This is a genomic window from Sphingobacterium sp. UBA6317 (assembly GCF_002440385.1).
Taxonomy (GTDB): Bacteria; Bacteroidota; Bacteroidia; order Sphingobacteriales; family Sphingobacteriaceae; genus Sphingobacterium; species Sphingobacterium multivorum.
In genome coordinates, this window is record NZ_DJTD01000008.1 from 67,557 (window position 1) to 88,546 (window position 20,990).

Annotated in this window: 15 protein-coding genes and 1 pseudogene; 10 read left to right on the forward strand and 6 right to left on the reverse strand. The window is 39.7% G+C overall.

The genetic code is table 11. The features are described from left to right. Positions 1-2: 2 nt before the first annotated feature. The 4 genes from B3E92_RS02035 to B3E92_RS02050 all read right to left on the reverse strand — a co-directional run bounded on the left by B3E92_RS02035 (position 3) and on the right by B3E92_RS02050 (position 7,215). Complete coding sequence (locus tag B3E92_RS02035; RefSeq protein ID WP_070566764.1) at positions 3-1,712, reverse strand: RagB/SusD family nutrient uptake outer membrane protein; 1,710 nt, start codon at positions 1,710-1,712, stop codon at positions 3-5. A 20-nt stretch (positions 1,713-1,732) separates the two neighbouring features. Then, entirely contained in the window at positions 1,733-4,675 is a 2,943-nt protein-coding gene (locus B3E92_RS02040; protein WP_070566761.1) for a SusC/RagA family TonB-linked outer membrane protein, read from the reverse strand. 391 nt (positions 4,676-5,066) lie between these two features. After that, on the reverse strand, positions 5,067-6,743 hold the full coding sequence (locus B3E92_RS02045) for a DUF6377 domain-containing protein (RefSeq protein WP_070566759.1): 1,677 nt from the start codon (positions 6,741-6,743) through the stop codon (positions 5,067-5,069). A gap of 232 nt (positions 6,744-6,975) precedes the next feature. Continuing rightward, positions 6,976-7,215 carry a DUF1569 domain-containing protein gene (locus B3E92_RS02050; RefSeq protein WP_070566757.1) on the reverse strand — a complete coding sequence of 80 codons (240 nt, stop codon included), beginning with the start codon at positions 7,213-7,215 and terminating at the stop codon, positions 6,976-6,978. A 218-nt stretch (positions 7,216-7,433) separates the two neighbouring features. Here B3E92_RS02050 and B3E92_RS02055 point away from each other — a divergent pair, with 218 nt between their 5' ends. The 3 genes from B3E92_RS02055 (at position 7,434) to B3E92_RS02065 (ending at position 8,840) form a co-directional block, all read left to right on the forward strand. Next, the gene (locus B3E92_RS02055) at positions 7,434-7,718 is read left to right on the forward strand and encodes a right-handed parallel beta-helix repeat-containing protein (RefSeq protein ID WP_070566755.1); all 285 of its coding nucleotides are present in this window, start codon (positions 7,434-7,436) and stop codon (positions 7,716-7,718) included. 254 nt (positions 7,719-7,972) lie between these two features. Beyond that, complete coding sequence (locus tag B3E92_RS02060) at positions 7,973-8,449, forward strand: transposase family protein (protein WP_088162440.1); 477 nt, start codon at positions 7,973-7,975, stop codon at positions 8,447-8,449. Then, positions 8,400-8,840, forward strand: a complete 441-nt coding sequence (locus B3E92_RS02065) for a hypothetical protein (RefSeq protein ID WP_139145007.1) — start codon at positions 8,400-8,402, stop codon at positions 8,838-8,840. Before B3E92_RS02060 ends, B3E92_RS02065 begins: the two co-directional genes overlap by 50 nt. Before the next feature lie 172 nt (positions 8,841-9,012). Here the strand turns inward: B3E92_RS02065 and B3E92_RS02070 are convergent. Together B3E92_RS02070 and B3E92_RS24330 are read right to left on the reverse strand one after the other, a co-directional pair. Further along, positions 9,013-9,867, reverse strand: a pseudogene (locus tag B3E92_RS02070) (IS3 family transposase); the annotation flags it as partial. After that, positions 9,855-10,136, reverse strand: coding sequence for a transposase (locus B3E92_RS24330; protein WP_070566746.1), 282 nt, complete (start codon positions 10,134-10,136; stop codon positions 9,855-9,857). The gene B3E92_RS24330 and the pseudogene B3E92_RS02070, both read right to left, overlap by 13 nt. Before the next feature lie 162 nt (positions 10,137-10,298). Here B3E92_RS24330 and B3E92_RS02075 point away from each other — a divergent pair, with 162 nt between their 5' ends. The 7 genes from B3E92_RS02075 to B3E92_RS02105 all read left to right on the forward strand — a co-directional run bounded on the left by B3E92_RS02075 (position 10,299) and on the right by B3E92_RS02105 (position 20,899). Next, positions 10,299-11,177 (forward strand): AraC family transcriptional regulator, encoded by an 879-nt coding sequence (locus tag B3E92_RS02075; protein ID WP_070566744.1) that lies wholly within the window; start codon positions 10,299-10,301, stop codon positions 11,175-11,177. A 224-nt stretch (positions 11,178-11,401) separates the two neighbouring features. Next, positions 11,402-14,464 carry a SusC/RagA family TonB-linked outer membrane protein gene (locus B3E92_RS02080; RefSeq protein ID WP_157698540.1) on the forward strand — a complete coding sequence of 1,021 codons (3,063 nt, stop codon included), beginning with the start codon at positions 11,402-11,404 and terminating at the stop codon, positions 14,462-14,464. Positions 14,465-14,475: 11 nt separating this feature from the next. Next, entirely contained in the window at positions 14,476-16,008 is a 1,533-nt protein-coding gene (locus tag B3E92_RS02085; protein WP_070566742.1) for a RagB/SusD family nutrient uptake outer membrane protein, read from the forward strand. Positions 16,009-16,018: 10 nt separating this feature from the next. Further along, positions 16,019-16,957: a hypothetical protein gene (locus B3E92_RS02090; protein ID WP_201303565.1), complete on the forward strand. Its 939-nt coding sequence runs from the start codon at positions 16,019-16,021 to the stop codon at positions 16,955-16,957. A gap of 8 nt (positions 16,958-16,965) precedes the next feature. Then, positions 16,966-18,153, forward strand: coding sequence for a glycoside hydrolase family 26 protein (locus B3E92_RS02095; protein WP_088162439.1), 1,188 nt, complete (start codon positions 16,966-16,968; stop codon positions 18,151-18,153). A gap of 6 nt (positions 18,154-18,159) precedes the next feature. After that, the gene (locus B3E92_RS02100) at positions 18,160-19,830 is read left to right on the forward strand and encodes a cellulase family glycosylhydrolase (protein WP_070566737.1); all 1,671 of its coding nucleotides are present in this window, start codon (positions 18,160-18,162) and stop codon (positions 19,828-19,830) included. Positions 19,831-19,852: 22 nt separating this feature from the next. Continuing rightward, a complete protein-coding gene (locus B3E92_RS02105) occupies positions 19,853-20,899 on the forward strand; it encodes a glycosyl hydrolase (protein ID WP_083295979.1) in 1,047 nt (348 codons plus the stop codon). Positions 20,900-20,990 lie beyond the last annotated feature (91 nt).

Consider the following 20,990-nt stretch of genomic DNA (forward strand, 5'->3'; position numbering starts at 1 on the left):
GATTAGTATCCGGGATTCTGTTGCAATGACGGAGTTAGTGTGAAAACACTCTGACCAATAGGATAAATTTTAGTATGATCACTATTATCAGGTTCTTTATCCCACCATTTTCCAGAATTGAATTTACCCCAACGAATTAAATCGGTTCGGCGTCTTCCTTCGACCAGGAACTCACGACCCCATTCATCGATCATTTCCTGATCGCTCAATTGCTGTCCCGACTCCAGGTACAGGCTGTTTGAGCCAGTTGGATAGTTACGCTTACGCACCGCATTCAACAATTTTGCGGCGGATCCTTTATCGCCGGTTCTATATTTACATTCAGCTAGTGAATAATAAATTTCAGCAAGTCTAATCTCTGCAAATGCCGAAGAAATGGTATTTGGATCCTTAGAAGGATATATCGGATATTTCGCAACCCATAAGCCAGAGTTGTCATCTGCATGGTTCATATTGGATTCTTTATCTGCGATCTTTGTTCCCGGAGGGGTATCTTTAAACCATCCCACCTGATCACGGGCAAAGATGGTATATCCTCGGTTGCTTTTGACCAATTTTGTCGGATCGCTATAATAGGGGAGGTAACCGAACAAAAACATACCTTCTCTTTTACTATTGCCAAGATTTTTATATTTCTTTAATCGAAGATCATCTGGATAGCGCTGAAATTTGATAAAGGGCTTACCGAGGGCAAAATTATACTCGACACTGTCCACATCCCGTCCTGGCTGAAGGGCATAGCGGGTATTCATATTTCCGAAATCGGTAAAGCCGAAGAAATTTTGAGCCTGATGCGGTGCCATCCACCAATACATATCCGAACTATAATGCCAGTGTGTGCGGGCCAAAGTTGCAGGGAATCCGTAGATAACTTCACTTGAATTTGCGTTATCGTAATCAAAAGGTTTTGACCATATCGTTTCCAATTGGTAATTGCCATATTTTCCGTCTATGATATCCTGACATACCGCAGCACATTCAGCATATTTGCTTTGACCCGTATAAACTTCAGCATTCAGATAAAGTCTGGCCAATAAGGCTGCGGCTCCGCCTTTTGTCCATCTACCAATACCCGTTGTGCCGAGATCCTGACGGAGTGGCAATCCGGGAATAGCATCTTTCAGCTCTTTTTCAATAAAGGCGAAGGTTTCAGCAGGTGTCGCTTGCGGCGGAGTTGCAGTTTCACCCTTTACTTTTGTTACCAGTGGAATATTCCGGTATAAATCAAAAGCCCGTAGGTTGAACCAGGCCCGGAGTGTCTTCAGCTCAGCCACAAAGTCGGCCTTTTCCGCTTCAGTGATCTGAACTTTTTGGATATCCACCTTTTCGATATCCTCAAGCGAGTTTGTAGCTAAACTGATACCCTGAAAAAGAGCTTTCCACATATCACTGGTATAATCATCCTGAACTGTCCAGGTATGGTAATGAGCCCGTTGGTATTTGCCTCCATCAAACCAGTCGCCATCCCTATTTGGGGTCATCAATTGGTCGGCAGGGAGTTCCTGCGCGTAAAATAGACCACCACCCTGAATCGACCAAAAGGCATGTTCAAACGGTCTCAAAAAATCACGGATCACATCTTCTCTTTTCTGTAAGAAATTGTCAGAAGTAATTTTATCATATAAGGTTTCGTCAAGCTTGGTACAGCTTGCGCTTCCCAAAATTAGGGTGCTAATGGAAAGGGGAATTATATAACGTAATGAAAATTTCATCTCTTTGTTGTGTTTAATCGTTAGAATTTAACCTGTAAGCCTGCTAGGAATTGTGCCGTCGATGGATAGTAAGACAAGGAAGTATTTATACCGGGTGTCAGTCCATTAACGGATATTGCTTCAGGATCACCTGTTGTAAACTTGGTGAAAGTATATAGATTGCGTGCTACGGCATACACCCGGATCGAACTGATTTGCTTGACAGGAGGTTTGATATTATAACCAATCGTAATATTGTCGATTTTTACAAAATCACCTTTCTCCAAGAAGTAATCCGAAAGAGTAGAATAGGTCTCTGCATTGGTCAACGCAGCATATTTGCCATTTCCATAAGCCGATTTGAGCACGTTCGCACCAGATTGCGTAACTGGGGTTCCCAAATAAAAAGCGGTCGTGTTAAAGAGGTCGTATTTAAATGAACCTCGTAAAAATACCGAAAGATCGAAGTTTTTGTAGGTAAAGTTCTGTCCCAAACTGGCGGTAAACAATGGTAATCCATTGCCTACAAAACGTTTATCTTCTTCCTTTGCTGTGTTTCCGGGTATAATATTGTTGTCCTTATCATACACCATCAAACGTCCAGTGGCGTCGATACCGGCAGATTCGTACATATAGAAACTGCCGATTCTCCGTCCTTCTTCCAAACGTTGAGCTGGTCCGGGAGACCCCGGCGAAGGCATATAGGACATGAATTGAAAGTTTTGCCCCTTATAAATGTCATTTGAAAAGGAAACGAATTTATTGCTATTTGATGCTCCAGCGAAACTTACCGAATATGAAAAATCTTTCTGGGTGAGGATTTTAGCATTCAATTGCACTTCCAGGCCCGAATTTTTCATAGTACCTACATTGGCAAAGGTTGTTGTTAACACGAATGGTGGAACCGGAACGTTATAGGAGCCTAGTAGATCTTTGTTGGTACGTACATAATAATTGATACTACCACTTATTTTTCGTTGGAAAAGATCAAAATCGACGCCGAAATTTAAGTTCTGTGCTTTTTCCCAACGAAGGTCATAGTTGGTATTCTGACTGGGACCCCAAACTTGGTACGATGCCCCGTTAAATGCAAAATAACCATAACCTTGATAAGTATCTAACGAAAGGTAACTGCCAAAGTCCTGATTACCCGTCTCACCGTAATCTGCTCGAAGTTTCAGGTCATTGATCCAAGAAGCTTTCGGAAAGAAATCCTCTTCCATAATTCGCCAGCCTAAGGAGAGCGCGGGGAAATAACCCCATTTGTTCAGTCTTCCAAATTTAGAAGAGCCTTCATAGCGCAAACTTGCCGATGCATAATATTTATTTGCCAAATCATAATTTACTCTTCCAAAAAAAGCGATCAGTTTCGCATCATTTTTATATGAACCAACCGATCTGAATGTGTAATCACCCGGCTGTGGATTGGTAGGAATAGGGACGTCATATTGACCTGAGCCCAGATTGTTATACGTCAGTACATCGGATGGGAAATTTTGGTTACCCGCATTCATTCCTGAATACAGAAAATAATTATATGCATATCCTCCTAATACGTTAATATTATGTCTTCCGAAACTTTGTTTGTAGTTTCCTGTCCATTCAAATACATACTGGTCACTTTTTTTATAATTTCTTCCTGCTGAATTTCTACCACTATTTCCATTAATCGCGCCTGTATTGTAGGACGGTGTAAAATTGAAATCAAAAAAATCAGAAGATTGTTGTGCCAACGTTACCTGTGTAGACAAGTTTTCCAAAATGTTAAGTTTAAAAGCTGCATTCCAGTCCAGGTACTTGCCCTCGGTTCCATCCAATACCGTGCGAAGTTCTTCAACAGGATTATAAGCACCAGAAAAACCCGTATTGATATAATTGAATAAGTTTGGATTTTTTGCATCCATCACCGGCAATGTCGGATTTAGTGTCAAACTTTGATTGAATGCATTATAACTGGCATTATTTGCTTTAAGGAACCTGGGCGCAATGGTTACAGTGGCTGTATACAGGTTATTGGCCGAGGTATGGGACAGATTCAACCGCGCCCCGTATTCTTTCTTGTCTGAACGTAAGTCCAATCCATGAGCATTGCGCAGGTCAAATGAGACGATATAATTGGTTTGTCTGTTTCCACCAGCTAACTGAAGCGTATTTTTTTGATTAAAGGCGAATTTGCGCGATACTTCGTTAAACCAATTGGTATTTCCTCCAAAATCCGTTCCTCGGTTGTGTTTTAAAAAATCTTCGGCACTGAGAACCTGGATACGGTTATTCGGTAAGTCAAAACTCGCATATCCATCATAAAATGCGTAAGGCTCAGATGTGCCTTTTTTTGTTGTGATAATAATTACGCCATTGCTCCCACGTGTTCCATAGATAGCAGAAGCTGCACCTCCTTTGAGTATATCGATTGATTCAATATCGTTTTGATTTAAGTTGTCAACATTTCCCCCAGGAACACCATTAACCACATAAAGCGGTCCAAGTCCGGCGTTGCGGGAAGACACACCACGTAGTTGCAGACTGGGAGAGGAATTCGGATCTGACTGGCCAGTGTTTACTACACTGAGTCCCGCTACCTTGCCAGCAAGAGCATTAAGTACGCCATTTCCACCAAATACGTTGAGATCCTTACCGTTTAGATGTGTAATGGCGCTGGTTACTTCTTTTTTATCTAGGGTTCCGTAGCCAACTACTACAACGTCCGCTAATCTTTCTTCATTTGTTTCAAGCGTTAGATTATAGACAGTGGCGTTATCAATATTCTTTTCCAATTTTTTATAGCCTAGAAAACTTATCTGTAATTTATCCCCGACATTTACTGCGGATAGTGAAAATCTTCCTTCGTCATCTGTTTTAGTAGCTTTTGGTTTTCCGGATACGGTAATAGAAACACCGGCCATTGGTTTACCTGTCACATCAAGAATTTTCCCTTGAATGTTTTTTTCTTGAGCTTGTACCCATGTCATTATCAGTATCCACATAAACACAGTTAATAGATACTTTAAAGACGAGCACTGTCTTAAATAGATTACCCTCATAAATTGGTTGTTTAAAATTTTTAAATTATCCCTTTTTTGCTGCTTAGGTATTTTCTAAAACAGCCATTGGTTACAGTTCCAAATCTAGAGAAACCAAATCCCAGGAAAAAGATCGTAAACGCAAAATATAAGTCTGGTGAATGTTTAAGTATTTGATTATTAGCTGTTATATCTATATTTTTCTTTAGAAAAATATAGATATAACAGCAGTAAATTAGGTAGGGAAATAACATTTAGCGTACCGAATAATCTAAATTTAACACGCAGTACGATATGTAATACAGCGAATCAGAGCTGTATAGATGGGTATTTAAACGTATCGGGTGTCTTGTTTCTAAATACTTTTAATCGTTCCGATCTGCATGATGTTTTTATCAAATTCATCCTTATCTATGATAGCTTTGCTTTTAATTTTTGCCCGATAAGTATAAATTGTGTTTAAGGAACAATGGAGAAATCCAGCAATTTTGGATGAATCATTTACACCGAGTCTGATTAGGGCGAAGATGCGCAATTCGGTATTCAAGAGCTCATTCGTTTTAAGCATTATCTTTCCATCTTCGGTCAGCAACGAGTTTATATCGTCTACAAAACTGGGAAAGAGATGAAGAAAAATATGATCAAAGGTATTAAACAGTTCCTTTTTTTCTTTGTCTATTCTCTCGTTAGATTTAACCAAGTTAAGGAGCTCCGAGATTTTGTCTCCCATGATCATTTTCTTTATTAAGGTCTGAAATTTCTCCAATTTCGTGATGTACATTGAACAGATATCAAGAAAATGTCCGATGTATACCTCTTTGATGTGATTGGATTCATACAACAAATTGTTCGTTTTGGACAATTTGTTGTTTACAATTTTATACTCTTCATTTTTAGTTTGTAATTCGTCATTTAGTTTATTGAGATCCTGATTTGCTTTAAATAATTCGAGCCTGAACCTACTCACTTTTCTCATCTGTTTATAAACATATATTATCGCTAGTATCAATAATATGGAAAGGACGGAAGCAACAATTAAAAACGTAAACAATTGCTCCTTTTTTTGTTTTTGATGTTCCTGATAAGAGGTATCAATAATTGGGAAAATTTGAGAAACTTCATAGGTCCTAAATTTAGCATTGCAGAAGATTGCGTCTTCAAGCGATGATTTTATACACATATAGGATTCATCGATGTAACCTTGTTGGTGCAGTAAAAATGCTAACGCTTGCATGGAAGTATTTTCTTTTATCGCATTTTTAATATCGCAAGCTGCGGATATAATCAGCAGTTCGCACTGTTTGCCTACATTGCCTTCCTTTCGGTATATTTCTGAAAGTGAGAATGCAAGCATTGCTTTTTCATGGCTATCTTCCTTTATTGTCGCGAATATTGAATTCAAGATTACTTTAGCCTCTTTTATTTTGTTCAGGTCGATCAGTTTTTCTGCATATACCATTTTGTAGTGATTCGAAGATTCATCAAGCAGCGTTAATAAAGAATCACGATAATTACGGCTAATTGCTAAATAATTTTTTTGGTTATAATTATGGTATGCATAAAACTTGAAAAAGTTCTTTTGAGCATCCAGATATTTTATTTTTAGGTGATTGTTTAATTTTTGGATGGGTATTCTATCCAAAATATCTTTAGAATCAATGTACATACCTGCGACCAGATAATGTAGAGAAAGGTCTAATTCAGTTTCTAGTATCCAATTTGGACTCTGGAGTTTATTTGCCAGTTCCAAATTTTTCTTAGCATAATAAATAGCGGAATCAGATTTATAGGATGCGTATGAGCTACTCAGCTGTTTTTGTAATTCAAATTTTAGATTCAGATTTTCGGTGCTATTGTCCAGCTTTTTTTTTATCAGGGAAAGATAAAGCTCTTTTTGCTCAACAAAAGTATCTTTATTTTGAATGAGATTAGTAAGATTGAGAATTGAGGAGTCTTTTAAAGCAATCGCTTTAGTTTTGGAAATTGTGGCTATAAAAAATAAAATCAGATATAAAAATACAGGTTTTCCCATTTATATTAGTAGAATACTATTCAAATTAAAGAAATTGAGCAGATCAAATATAAATAAATAACTTGAGTTTGTTCAATGGCGCTTTTTTTATAATAGATCATATCCGAGATTAAACACAATCCTGCGTGTTGAAACATTACACCAATAATGACCTATTCCATTTTCAGATACCTGCCCTCGAACGAACCCGTTATAACGTCTGACACATGTAGCGGTTCCGTGGCTTTTTGGGTTACGCTCCAAACTGCTTTAAATGGTGGTTGCAATGTTTGTATATGAACTGACCTAATTGGGCTCTGGACATTCTACCAAAGAACCAATGTACAAATGTAGCTTTTTCAAATGTTTCATATTGCTCGATTAATAATTGCGTTACTGTCATTTTTCCCCAAAGAGCATCGCTGTCCTCGTGTAATAAATTAATTCTTTCGATGACCGCTTCTCTTATGTTTTTCTCAAATATTGATTTCATATTAGGAACATTTATCTATTCTATCTGGATTTTGATCATTTGCAGTCTTACAAATCTAACAGATTTGTTCTTCGATCGACTTTGCATAGGATAAGAAATAGAATTGCATATCTATCGCATTACATCTCGTTGATAGTCTGATAGACAGGATAATTTTTTGAACAAGATATTTTGAAAGTGGATTTTTAGCCCTGGATCAAACTGCCGGAAATGTTGTTTTGGGTGTTGGGAAAACGGGCATCTCGTTATATACGGTCGACAACTGTTCCGTAGAGGGAAATATTATTGAGGGGAATGATTCCAATGAGGTCGGTATCGATATTCAATCTTCTTCGGTACGCAGATCATCAGATATCAATGTGAGCGGAAACCAGATCAAAAGCGGATTTAAAAACGGTATCAACACTTTTAAATCGACAGGAACAGGATTTGACAGGATAGCTATCACAGACAATCGGTTGAAAACTGTGGTGCAGCATATCCAGTTAAAAGGTAAATTTTGAGCTACTTTAATTTCGTGCTTAATTTATTTCTGCAAAGTATACATCTCCGAATATCGCAATAACAAACATGAGCAAATAAAAAATGTGAAGTCTGGATATACTTGAACAAGCTGACCCCTCAAAATTGAATTAGAATTAGGGATGCGTAGTGCGTTTAAAGCTGTTATTCAACTGCCATACTGGCTGATGTTGGTTCTTCCCCACTTTTGGTGGTAATACCATTATATTTGTCTTCAATTAGCGTTCATATTTTAATGAATGCATCAAAACTTGTTTTTTCGGACGATGGTGATAACTTCAGGATTATATCAGTAGATAACCAGCAAGATGTACTGGTAGTTTATGTGCAGAGTACTACCCAAAGTGCTGTCTGCCCAAACTGCTGCATCACTTCGAAAAGAATCCACAGCTATTACACCCGCAAGATCGCAGACCTTCCTGTCTTTGGTAAAACTTCCAGAATTATTCTTCGCTCTCGTAAATTTTATTGTCATCAAGACGAATGTCCGTTCAAAATATTCACCGAGAGGCTCGAGAGTCATTTCAGGCCATATAAACGGAGGACTGAGCGTCTGGAAAGTAAGATCAGACAACTTGGGCTTCTTGCCGGAGGAAGGCCTGCTCAGCGGATTTGTACCATATTGTCTATACCCACTAGCGATACGACTATACTACGGTTGATTGAAAAAAGCGATTTTTCACCAGCAAAAGGTGTTGAAAAATTTAAGTGAGGCTGTACAGAAAGTTTTGATTAGGCATTACAGCAAAGCCACAGCTTTGTTGGCCAATAAGCAGTTGCGGGTTGACGATCAACAAATAGCTGAAAATCAAAGCTCACTATCTGAAAACAGAAGCTCTCCGGATTCAGCTCATGGCGGGATCCGCTTAAAGCGGTTTGAGCAACTGAAGGAATTACAGAAAAAAGGATATTCCATACGTGCCATGGCACGGCATCTGTGCATGCACAGACAAACCGTCAAAAACTATTTGGACATGGAAACCTTGCTCCGGAAATCTCAATGCAAGATTAATCCGCTTGAAAAATTCTTTTACGCATATAAAAAAGCGTATGGGGGAAGAGCCGAGCATATTGATCACCACATTGTGGCAGGAGCTCTATGATACTGCCGGTTTGTTGGACAACTAAATTCAAACTTAATATATAATCTTCAATTTTTGACTGTATTTGCTAATATTTTTCTTTTTTCAAATCCCCTCCCCAAAGTGATTGAGGGTGTTTGAAAAAGAGGGAAATATTATACCTACCACCAGCTTTCCTTATTGCACCGACCAATTATGAGGCTTTCTTTGCGTAATAAACAGTGTCTGGAGTTTCATCATCAAGCGAATCGTGCCGTCTTATCGTGTTATAAAAGGTAACATAAGCGTTAACTTTCTGATAGAGATCCATCCCTGCGTTAGGAGGATTCAAATAGATTTTCTCTCTCTTTAGTGAACCCCAAAATCTTTCTATGTAAATGTTATCGATCGCACGACCTTTGCCATCCATAGATATTTGAACTTCTGCATCTTGCAGCGCACGAACAAAGATACTGGAAGTAAATTGAGAGCCTTGATCTGTATTAAAAATATCTGGTTTACCGTGTTTTTCAATCGTTTCAAGCATGATATCCCTGCACCATTCTGCATTCATTGTATTGGAAACTCCCCAACCCATGATCTTTCTACTATACACATCGATGATAGCAAACATGTACATAAAACCCCGGAACATGGGGATGTAGGTTATATCAGCCTGCCACACCTGATTTATTCGTTCTATCTTGAGATTCCTCAGAAGATAGGGGAACTTATAATCAGCTTTGTTTGATCTACTCAAATTCTTCTTCGGATATATCGTCCTAAGGTTCATGAGCTTATAAAGCCTCCGAATACGTTTCTCACCTACAAAATACCCCAGGTCTTTACACAGGTGAACAGTCATACGTTTAACACCATAAAATGGACAATCTAGAAATTTGCGATCTATCGCATTCATCAGCTGTTGCTTCAGCGTAGATACTCCCTTAGATTTGAAATAGTAACTGCTATGAGGGAGTTCTATGATTTTACACTGTTTATGAATGCTCAGATGGTGGTGGGACGGGCAAATAAGCTTACGTTTATCTTCTGTGCTCATTTGCCCAAGATTTTTTTTAAGAAATCAACCTGCATCTGGAGTTCGCCGATCTTCGAATAGAGCTCTTTCTCTTTCGAATCATCATTAACCATAGGCTTATCCGTCGTAAATGCTGCTTCAGCATTATCTAAGAATTCCCGCTTCCAGGTATTGATCTGCGTAGCTTGAACTTCATATTTAGAGGCAAGCTCATGAATCGTTTGCTGTTCCTTAATAGCTTCGATAGCTACTTTAGCTTTGAAGCTTGCACTAAACTTTCTTCGTGTTTTTTCATCTATTAACTGCTAATTTAAACATTTAAACAGTTATCCAGTATTTGGGGAGTATCATAAATATAATACTATTTTAACTGATAATAGCTTGATTCATACTATTTGATTGTTCTGTTATTGTTTATTAATAACTATAGTGTTATTTTAGATAATAGTATTTTAACAATTATGAGCCACCATCCGATCAAAGAAGTCACTCCATTAAGAGAAACAGAATGCTTCACTGTGTTTCATCGCATTAAAGATAAATTTGATTTTCCATATCATTACCATGAGGAGTACGAATTAAATATGATTTTGAATGCTTCCGGTGCTCAGCGAGTTGTCGGAGACAGGATTGAAGAAATTGGAGATTATGAGCTCGTTTTGACAGGCCCTAATTTGCCACATGGCTGGTTCAATAATAATTGTAGATCAAAGAATATTGTTGAAGTGACAGTGCAATGGAATAAAGATCTATTTAGCGATCAATTTTTAAATAAAAATCAACTGAATTTTATTAAAAGAATGTTGCAAGTAAGCAGCTTTGGTATAAAATTCTCGAAAAGCACTATTAAGTCAATCGCACCCGAAATATTGAATTTGCATAAAACGGTGGGGTTTGATTCAGTGATAAAATTAATGCTAATTTTGCGGGATTTATCGGTAAGCAAAGACACTGAACTACTGGTTGAGGGAGATATGCTTTTGGACAAATCACTGAATTTTCGAAGCCGTCGTTTAGATGTAGCATTTGATTATATGAATAAAAACTTCAGCAAATTGATCTCCCTTAATGACGTCGCCGAACTGGTCAATATGTCCGAAGTTTCTTTCTCCCGGTTTATAAAGAAACGTACAGGAAAAACATTTATTGACAATCTCAATGAAATAAGACTTGGCCACGCTACCAGAATGTTAATAGAGACGAGCAATACAGTCGCTGAGATTTGTTACCTATGTGGTTTTAATAATATTTCCAACTTTAACCGGGCATTCAAACGTAAAAAAAATTGTACCCCATCTGCCTATAGACTCAACTTCAGTGGCAGCCGTGTTTTCATTTAAGAGTTAAAATAATATATATAGTATTTTGTGGTTTTGATTGTAAGATGGGGTATATTTTAATTTGAGTATAACATTTGGTTAAAATAGTATTGATCTTTAAGTGGGGTATTGGAATATATTTGTCTAATACTTGAGGCTAACCAATTAAGAAAGGGATATACAGTACGTATGCTTAATAGAAGTTACCCATAGTAAGCAATTTATAAATCTAAATGTTATATATTATGAGAAGAAGTTTATTGACGACTTATACTCTTTTTTGCAGTGCGCTATTTGCCGTTCAATTAAGTGTTGCTCAGAGTCGATTAGTTTCCGGAACCGTTCGGGACAATCAGGGTCAGCCTTTAGCTGGAGTAACAGTAAAATATGGAAATCAGGCAGTCACCACAAATGAAAAAGGGAATTATCAGATTTCTGTGCCAGGCGGAACAGGAGTTTTGACCTTCACTTCGCTCGGACTCAAGACCGAAAACGTCCAATTAAATAATCAAACAGTTGTAAATGCAGTTTTGGCAACCGCCACAGTCGATCTCGAGGATGTGGTTGTTATCGGTTACGGCGGAGTTAAAAAGAGTGATCTTACAGGCGCTGTGGCCACACTCAAAGGTGGGGACCTAAACAAGACTCCGGCTTCATCAGTGGATCAATTATTGCAAGGAAAGATCCCTGGAGTCCAAGTGGCAATTTCAAGCGGTAAGCCTGGAGCTGGCGCTACAGTACGTATCCGTGGTAATAGCTCTCTCAATGGATCCAATGCGCCACTTGTTGTTGTTGATGGATTTCCCTGGGGTGATGCAGGAGATCTAAAACAGATAAATCCTGAAGATATTGAGTCCATCGAAGTACTTAAGGACGCCTCATCAGCAGCAATATATGGTTCGCGTGGGGCCAATGGAGTTATTATGGTTACCACCAAAAAGGCAAGAGCCGGTAAACCAAGAATATCTTTAAACACTTTAAATTCTATTTCGACACTAGCTGTCAAACCTGATCTTTGGCGTGATGGCATCGAAGAAGCTGTTTATGCAAATGAGGCGGCATTAAATGGGGGGACTCCTTTAAGTCAATTACCTTATCTAGGCGAAGTTAGGAGTGGGGTTTACTTTCCGTCTATAGCTGAATTGCGCGGGTTGGACCCCAATAAACCACAGTGGACCACCAATACCGACTGGGCAGATTTAGTCTATCGAAACCCTTTTTCCCAAAACTATACGCTTGGTGTAGATGGAGGTTCAGATAATACAAAATACTCCATGTCCGGTAATTATTATAAGGAAGAGGGACTCGCGATAAAAAATGCGTATGACAAATATACCGGCAGATTGAATTTAGACCAAAAATTAACTGAGGCTATCTCCGCTGGTACAAATGTGATATTGACACATACGAACAATCAAGGGCAAAATTTGAGTGCCGGCCGTACGCGTATATTCCCTGTTTATGACAAAAATGGAAACTATTTTCGTACATCGGCTACGGATTTTGGTAATCCGATAGCGATTGCTAATGAAGTGCTCAACAAGTCAAAGACTATAGACGTCTTGGCTACAGTATTTGCTAATATAAAATTTACGGATTGGCTTCAGTTTAGGACACAGTTAAGTACTAAGTTTGGTAATTCTGTTGGTGATATCTACGAGCCAGCCACTGTGACATTTCGAGGTTATGAAAATACAGGTTATGGCTCTATTAGCAACTATAACAATAATGAGCTAGTCAATGAAAACTATCTCACCATCAACAAGACATTTAACGATATACATCGCTTTAATATTGTAGGAGGTTTCTCTTTACAGACATCAACAACCAGAACGAGTAATTTGATAGGGATGAATTTTGTCAACGATAACCTTCAAAATGAAAATCTCAACAGTGCAAAGACAAAGACACTCAGTAATGGACTCTCTTCATCTACATTGAATTCTTGGTTTGGACGGGTAAATTATGCTTTAGCAGATAAGTATCTTTTTACCCTGACCGGTCGCGCAGATGGCTCTACTAAATTTGGGGACAATAATAAGTGGGCCTTTTTCCCGTCAGCAGCATTCGCCTGGAAAATAAGTGAAGAAGAATTCATTAAACACCTGGGCGCATTTTCCGAGCTGAAATTTAGAGCAAGTTATGGATTGACAGGTAATCAGGGGATATCTCCTTATCAGACCATGGACCGCTATGGCTCTGAGCGCTATTTTGTAGGATCACAAAATGGTTTTATGACGGGCTTTGGTCCGGGCTTGGCCGGAGCCAATAATGAGCAGGGGCTTACTGTCGTTGGTGGCTTAGGGAACAAAAGCCTAAAGTGGGAGACGACAACATCTTTCGATATTGGTTTGGATATCGGGTTTATGAACCAGCGCTTTACCCTGACGGCAGATTATTACGACAAGCAGACGAAAGATTTACTCCGTACGCGTACAATTTCACCATCCTCAGGCTTTGATCAACAATGGGTAAACGATGGTGAAATAAGTAACCGTGGTTTCGAATTGGGACTCAATGCTAAAGTAATTCAAACCGACGGTTTACAGTGGTCTGTTGGTGGCAATTTCGCTCTCAACCGTAACAAAGTGGTTAGAATGGGCGAGAGTGACCGTGTTGTCACAGGATCATTGATTGAAATGGTACGTCAGAATGTCAACCATTTTATCGTTGGCCAACCAATGTATACGTTCTATGGTTATCGTGCAAATGGAATAATTCAAACATTGGAGGAAGGGATAGGTGCCGGACTTACTGGGCGGGAGGCATTACCAGGTGAGATTAAATACGTCGATATCAGCGGCCCTAAGGGCGAGTCTGATGGGACCATAGATCCTACATATGACCGTACAGTAATTGGCGACCCTACACCTAAATTCATTTATAGCTTTAATACCAGTGCTTCGTACAAGCGTTTTGACCTAAGTGCCCAGTTTTACGGCGTATATGGGAATGATGTTTTCGATCTTCAAAAGATGACACCGAGCAGGCAAGTGCAGCGCTGGACGCCCGATAACCCAAGTCAGTTATATCCTAGAGCCAATAATACGCGAGGCTATAAAGCTTCGGATTTTTTCGTTGAAGACGGTTCCTTTCTTAGACTGCAAAATGTTACCATTGGCTATAATTTTAAGCCGGGCCTGATTGCTGGCATCAGCACATTAAGGTTGTTTGCCGCCGGCAATAACTTACTGACTTTTACCAAATTTAACAAGGGTTTTGATCCCGAGATGGGATTGGATGGAATCAACTGGGGTAATTACCCACGACCTCGAACTTATTCCCTTGGATTATCCGTTGGATTTTAAATTAAACAGCCATGAAAATCAATAAACTTTTTATACCTATTTGTCTTTTAGGACTAATCAGCAGTACTTTTATATCCTGTTCTAAACTAACAGAAGAGCCTTATGGAATAGTTAATTCAAAGTCTTTTTACAAGACGGGGCAAGATGCGCTTTCAGGCTTGATCTATGCTTACGCCATTTTGCCTGAAGTCGGATATTATTCTAGGGGTTATTACATTATTACTGAATTGCCGACTGAGAATCTGACAGCGAAAGCAGATGCAGGGCAGTCAAATTTTGAACTGGATCAATTACGGACTACCTCGACAAATTCAGATCTTGATAATCTATGGACATATCTTTATCGTGGTATTTCACGTGCTAACGCCGTAATAGCCAATGTTCCTAACGTTCCTAATATGGCGGAAGCTGACCGCAATCAAATTATCGGCGAGGCTTATTTTTTGCGTGCACTTCACAATTTTAATCTAGTGCGTCTATTCGGTGAAGTTCCGCTTCGTTTAGAACCCCTTGTTGAGGCCGAGCAGATCCCTGTAGCCAAGTCAAGTATCCAGCAGGTTTACGATGTTATCATTGCTGATCTAAAGCAAGGGGAACAATTGATGTCAATTTCTAAAAATTTTGAGGGAAGGGCAAATCGGTGTGCTGCCCAGTCATTACTCGCAAAGGTATACCTCCATATGGCGTCTTCAAAAGCTTCAACTTCGCCAGGCTACGAATTTGTAACTGATGCGACAAAGCTCTATCTTGAAGCGAATACATATGCCGCAAAAGTGATCAACGATCAGCAAATTTTTAATTTTACAAGTGTGTTACCTGATATCTGGAATACTGAAATTTATAAAAAAGCTGCCGTTTCCGAACACATATTTGACGCTGCTGTAGATCGCTCAGGTGAGCGCGAGGGGAATTATTCCAAATTACCGAACATGTTTTTGCCTGATCCCGGTTTTGCAATGCGTATTCCATACAATCCAAGCGATCCTGAGACTACAATAATCAATATTGGTAAAGGGTGGAACCATTTTCAGATGGAGGCCGCGCACTACAACAGCTACAACTCAAGTGATAAGAGGAAAACAGACCTTATTGTTTCAGAAGTTGTCAATCCCGATGGCAAAACCATTAAACTTGGTATTGCGGATTTCTCGCGACCTTTTACCCGAAAGTACATTGATCCACTTCGGGATGCAGATAAAATGAGTACCAATTCGCCGGTGATACGTTATTCGGATATTCTTCTGGTTTATGCAGAGTCTGCTGGTCCTACAGCTGAGGGATATGCTGCGGTGAATAAAATCCGTAGCCGGGCAGGCCTAGGCCCGCTTACAGCAAATCTATCGGTCGCTGCATTTCGTGAGGCAGTAGTTGAAGAACGTGCACTAGAGCTTGCATTTGAAGGGAATAGGCTGTTTGATTTACGACGCAATCATCTGATGGAAAAAGTTTTGGTAGAAAAGTATGGTAAATCCATCACTTCAGGAGCATACTTTTTTCCAATTCCACAGCGTGAAATTGATACAAACCCATTATTGAAACCATAACTATTTTATTATGAATCTGAAAACATATAAAGCTGGTTTTGCAGCATATTTGATATTGGTTTTTACAGTCTTTGGTTGTAAAAAGGATCCCTATAAGGGAGTCGAGAGCAATGAGAAATCCATTGAAAACTTTTCCATGGGGACAGGCTTTACGCAGATAGGAGCAGCAGTTGTAGACAGGGCCGCTGGGACAGTGAAAGTAAAAGTATTGGTGGAGGACAATACTGACTTTTCCAAAGTGAAACCTGTGATCCAACAATCTTATCGCGCTACTGTTTCGCCTGCCTCTGGTTCTGAAGTCAATTTTCTTGCCGGCAACTATAAGTATAATTATACCGTGACAGCAGAGACAGGTGAATCTCGAGAATGGGAGGTCATCGTCGAGCCTTTTACCGAAACGATCCTCGGTACCTACGATATTACCGGACTTGTACTTTATGGTGGTACAGGGCCTGAATATGGTGGTGGCGCGGTTTTATCCTTAACGAGTAAACCATGGATATGGCCTGTATCTGATGGTCCTCAAGTGGAATTGGATAATAGCATAACCTTTAAACTGACAGGAGTAACACCGACAGGTAAAACTACGGGTACATTTGTAAATGATGCCGGCGCTGACGGAAAATATGCCAATTTCATTTATACACCAGACCCCAAAACAGATGTCAATAAATTTTATCGTAAAATACCGAAGGGTGAAGGGAAATGGGAGCGGGACTACACAACCGATATCTTGACGCTAATTGCCGCAGATGGAAGCAGCGTAAATTGTAGTTTTCTTGGTCCTGGTACCGAGGATCTTGGCAATAAACAGGCTAAAACAATTGTTAACAATGCTTTTGCTTTTTCATTGAACGGTAATGACGACTGGTCTGCAATCTATACAGACTATGATAAGTTTGTGAAAAAGCCCAGAAGATATTGGGTGGAAGTGAAAAAGCGTAATTGATCCAAATCATGAAGAAGTTATTTATGTATGCCGTGTCCATCTTAATAGGTGGAACGGCATGTACCAAGGCTGATCCGGCCACAGATCAAAAGCCCGGAGAAAAACCCTCACAAATCGAACTCCGATTATTTGACAAGCAGGCGACGGCAGAAACTAAAGCGCTCTACTCCCAATTATGGAAGATAAAAGACAAAGGCTTTATGTTTGGCCATCATGATGATCTGATCTACGGCAGAGAATGGAAGGAAGTTGCCGGTAGATCTGACGTTTACGAAATTGTAGGCGACTACCCCGCAGTTTTTAGTGTTGATTTTGCTGAATTGATGGATGACCGCCGTACCAGAGCGACTTTAAACGAGGCCCGTAAAAAGGCTATCCTTGAAGCGCGTTCCCGTGGTGAAGTTATTACCGCTATGTGCCACCTAAACAATCCCTTGACGGGCGGGGATTCATGGGACAATTCATCAAAAACAGTTGTTAAAGAAATTTTGACCGATGGAAGTGCAACAAATTTAAAATTTAAAAGTTGGTTGGATAATCTCGCCACGTTTGCACTTTCATTGAAGGATGGCAATGGCAAATTGATTCCTGTTATCTTTAGACCTTTTCATGAACATACCCAAAGCTGGTCCTGGTGGGGAAGTTCTTGTACGACTAGTGAAGAGTTTATAGCGCTTTGGAAGTTTACGTTATCTTATTTGACAGTAGCGAAAGGGGTACATAATTTTATTTTTGCGATATCGCCACAACGGGACAATAATGGACGGAAAGAAGATCTGCTATTCCGCTGGCCGGGGGATGAATTAGTCGATTTTATCGGTATGGACTGTTATCATGGTACAAATACCCAAGCGTTTCTTTCCAATTTAAACGCGTTGCAAGAGCTTTCTTTAGAAAAGAAAAAGCCTGCTGGTGTTACCGAAACAGGAATTGAAGGGATCAGAAATGGTAATGTACCCTATGTCAGTTATTGGACCGAGCAGATCCTCACTCCACTCGTTGGTAAAAAAATCAGTATGGTCGTTATGTGGCGAAATGAATACGATCCATTAAAGCAAGGGATACATTTCTATGGACCATGGAAAGGGCATCCCTCAGCCGATGATTTCAAAACGCTATTTAGGAGCAGTATAAGTTTATTTTCAAAGGACCTCCCCAATATGTATGTATTGGCCGATGGTGTAACCGTCAATTAATCAGGTATGCGCTTTTTAATTGGAATAATCTTTTTTTTCATATTTCCAGTAACTACATTTTCCCAGATTATTTCTGTCGATTTTAAGGAGTCAGCAGCACTTCAAGGAAGACGGATGGATTTCGTTATAAAACTTAAATCGACCTGGACAAACCCTTATTTGCAGGAAGACATTAAGCTTGACATGGAGATATATACAGCATCAGGTGAGGTACTGCTTCAGCCGTGCTTTTATGTAAAGGGGCAATCTGGGGATATTTCAGAATGGAATGCCCGGTTCTCACCCAGACAGCATGGCGATTATCATTTTAAGTTCGTATTGAGCAAAAATGGAAAAATAGTCGCCACATCTAGGAAATTCGATGCGCGGGTGCGGGAAACGGCAGAAAAAGGATTTCTAAGTGTTAAAAATAACTGGTCCTTACAATTTGATAACGGTACATCCTTTCGTGGGATAGCCGAAAACATCTGTTGGGAATCAAGGCGTAAAGACGATTCAAAATATTATGCAGCACTGCACCAAAATGCTTCCGTTTATAATTATGACCGTATGCTTGCCGAATTTGCTGAAAATGGCGGCAATTTCTTTAGGACCTGGATCTGTCCCTGGAATTTGCCCATAGATTTTCAGGACGGATTCAACAATGATCGCTACCAGTCAGATCCAGCTCATTTTAACCCCAGCGCAGTACGCCGGCTCGATCATCTCGTCGATCTTGCCGATTCACTCGATTTATATGTTATGCTTACTTTGGGAATGGGTAATTTCAGATCCGATAATATCGGAGGGGTAAAGACGACGGACGAGTTTTTTGCAGCCGAAGAGGCTAAAACGCTTTATAAAAATCGTTTGCGCTACATTGTGTCACGCTGGGGGTATTCACCGCATATTGCTATGTGGGAGTTTCTGAATGAAGTAGATAATATACAGTTTAATGGTCGGGAAAAGCCGATTTCTTCTAAAGCTATTGTAGAATGGCATACTGAAATGGCTACCTATTTAAAAAAGATAGATCCATATAAACACATTGTTACTACCAGCATATCCCATAGAGATATCCCGGGGCTCAATGATATCGAGGCAATAGATATCAATCAAAAACACATTTACAAACATACTGATCTGATACCCTCAGAAATCAATGCATACTCCACAAAACATAAAAAGCCTTATGTCATTGGCGAGTTTGGCTATGAATGGGATTGGCAGCAAAATTTTGATGATTTTGCATATGAGATGGAATTAGATTTCAAACGGGGTCTCTGGTATGGGCTTTTCTCATCAACACCGATCCTACCGATGAGCTGGTGGTGGGAATACTTTCAGAATAGGGATATGCTACCTTATTATCGTGGGGTACGGCAATTGAGCGACCGTATGTTGCTGAATGGAAAAGGAGAATTCAAGCCATTGGCATTAAAAGCCGGTAGGCTTGAAGCCTATGGCGTAAAATGTGGCGAGGAACTCTATATCTATCTTTACAATCCCACGAATGAGGTTTTTAGTAGTAGCGTAGAGATTTTGGACATCATCGGAAACAAAAAGGAGATCCAATCATTTGACCCGCTTACATTAAAATATCAGGCAGAAGAGCTGAAAGATCATCAGGATGGAAAAATATTATTGAAAGATCTTTTTGTGGGATCTAAAAAAGAGAAGCTTTATATTATTAAGTAATGACAGTAACAAATCACCTATTATGGAAAAAAATATATTCAAGTCACTAGCGCTACTATGTAGTTCATTAATCGTGATCACCGGGATCGGCTGTAAAACATTGACTAGCCAATCGCTGGCGGCAAATACGCAGGTCAATGATTCTGTTTCGTGGTCGGCTAAAAAAGAAAAGCAAAAGATAATGGATTACCTATCCCGGATTAAGGGAAAGCGTGTTATTGGTGGTATACACAATCGCGAACCCAATAGTGAGCCTGCCCGCTGGACCAATGCCATAAACAAACTAGTAGGTAGATATCCGAAGCTGTGGAGCGGTGATTTTTTATTTCAGCAGGAAAATATTGATCACAGGAGCACTATGATTGATGAGGCTATCAGCCAATTCCATCAGGGTGCAATTGTTAATATCATGTGGCACGCCTGCAACCCTGTCAATGGACAACCTTGTAGCTGGGATGACGGACGTGGCGTTTTAAGTCATTTGACAGACAGCCAGTGGGAAAACCTTTTTATAGAAGGGACCTTAGAGCATGGTAAATTAGTCTCGATGATGGAAGAAATTGCAGTTTATCTAAAGCGATTGAAAGACAACAAGGTCATCGCTCTGTTCAGGCCCTTTCATGAGATGAATCAGGGGAAATTTTGGTGGGGGGGACGCCCGGGAGAAAAAGGCACCGCTAGACTCTACCGGTATGTACATGACTTTATGGTTAAGAAAAAAGAGCTCGATAATCTAATTTGGGTTTGGAATGTTCAAGATTTTCAAAGCCTGGATACTGACGTCGAGCTGTATAATCCCGGAAGATCCTATTGGGATATTGTTTCGCTTGATGTATACGATGATCACACGGGGTTTAGTAATGAAAAGTATGATGCGATCGTTCGTGTAGCAGCAGGAAGGCCAATGGCGATCGGAGAGTGCCAGGTATTACCGTCACTTGAGGTACTTAAAGACCAGCCCAATTGGGTGTTTTTTATGGGCTGGTCAGAATTGGTCTTTGAAAAGAACAGTGAGGCTAAGATCAAAGCATTATACGGTTCCGATCAGGTAATTATGCTGGGTGAGTAGAATAATTACACCCTTGTACAACTATTTGTTAATAAAGTATTAGCCAGCAATATCGTTAGCTCACTATCTTAGAATAACCAAAATAAACAAT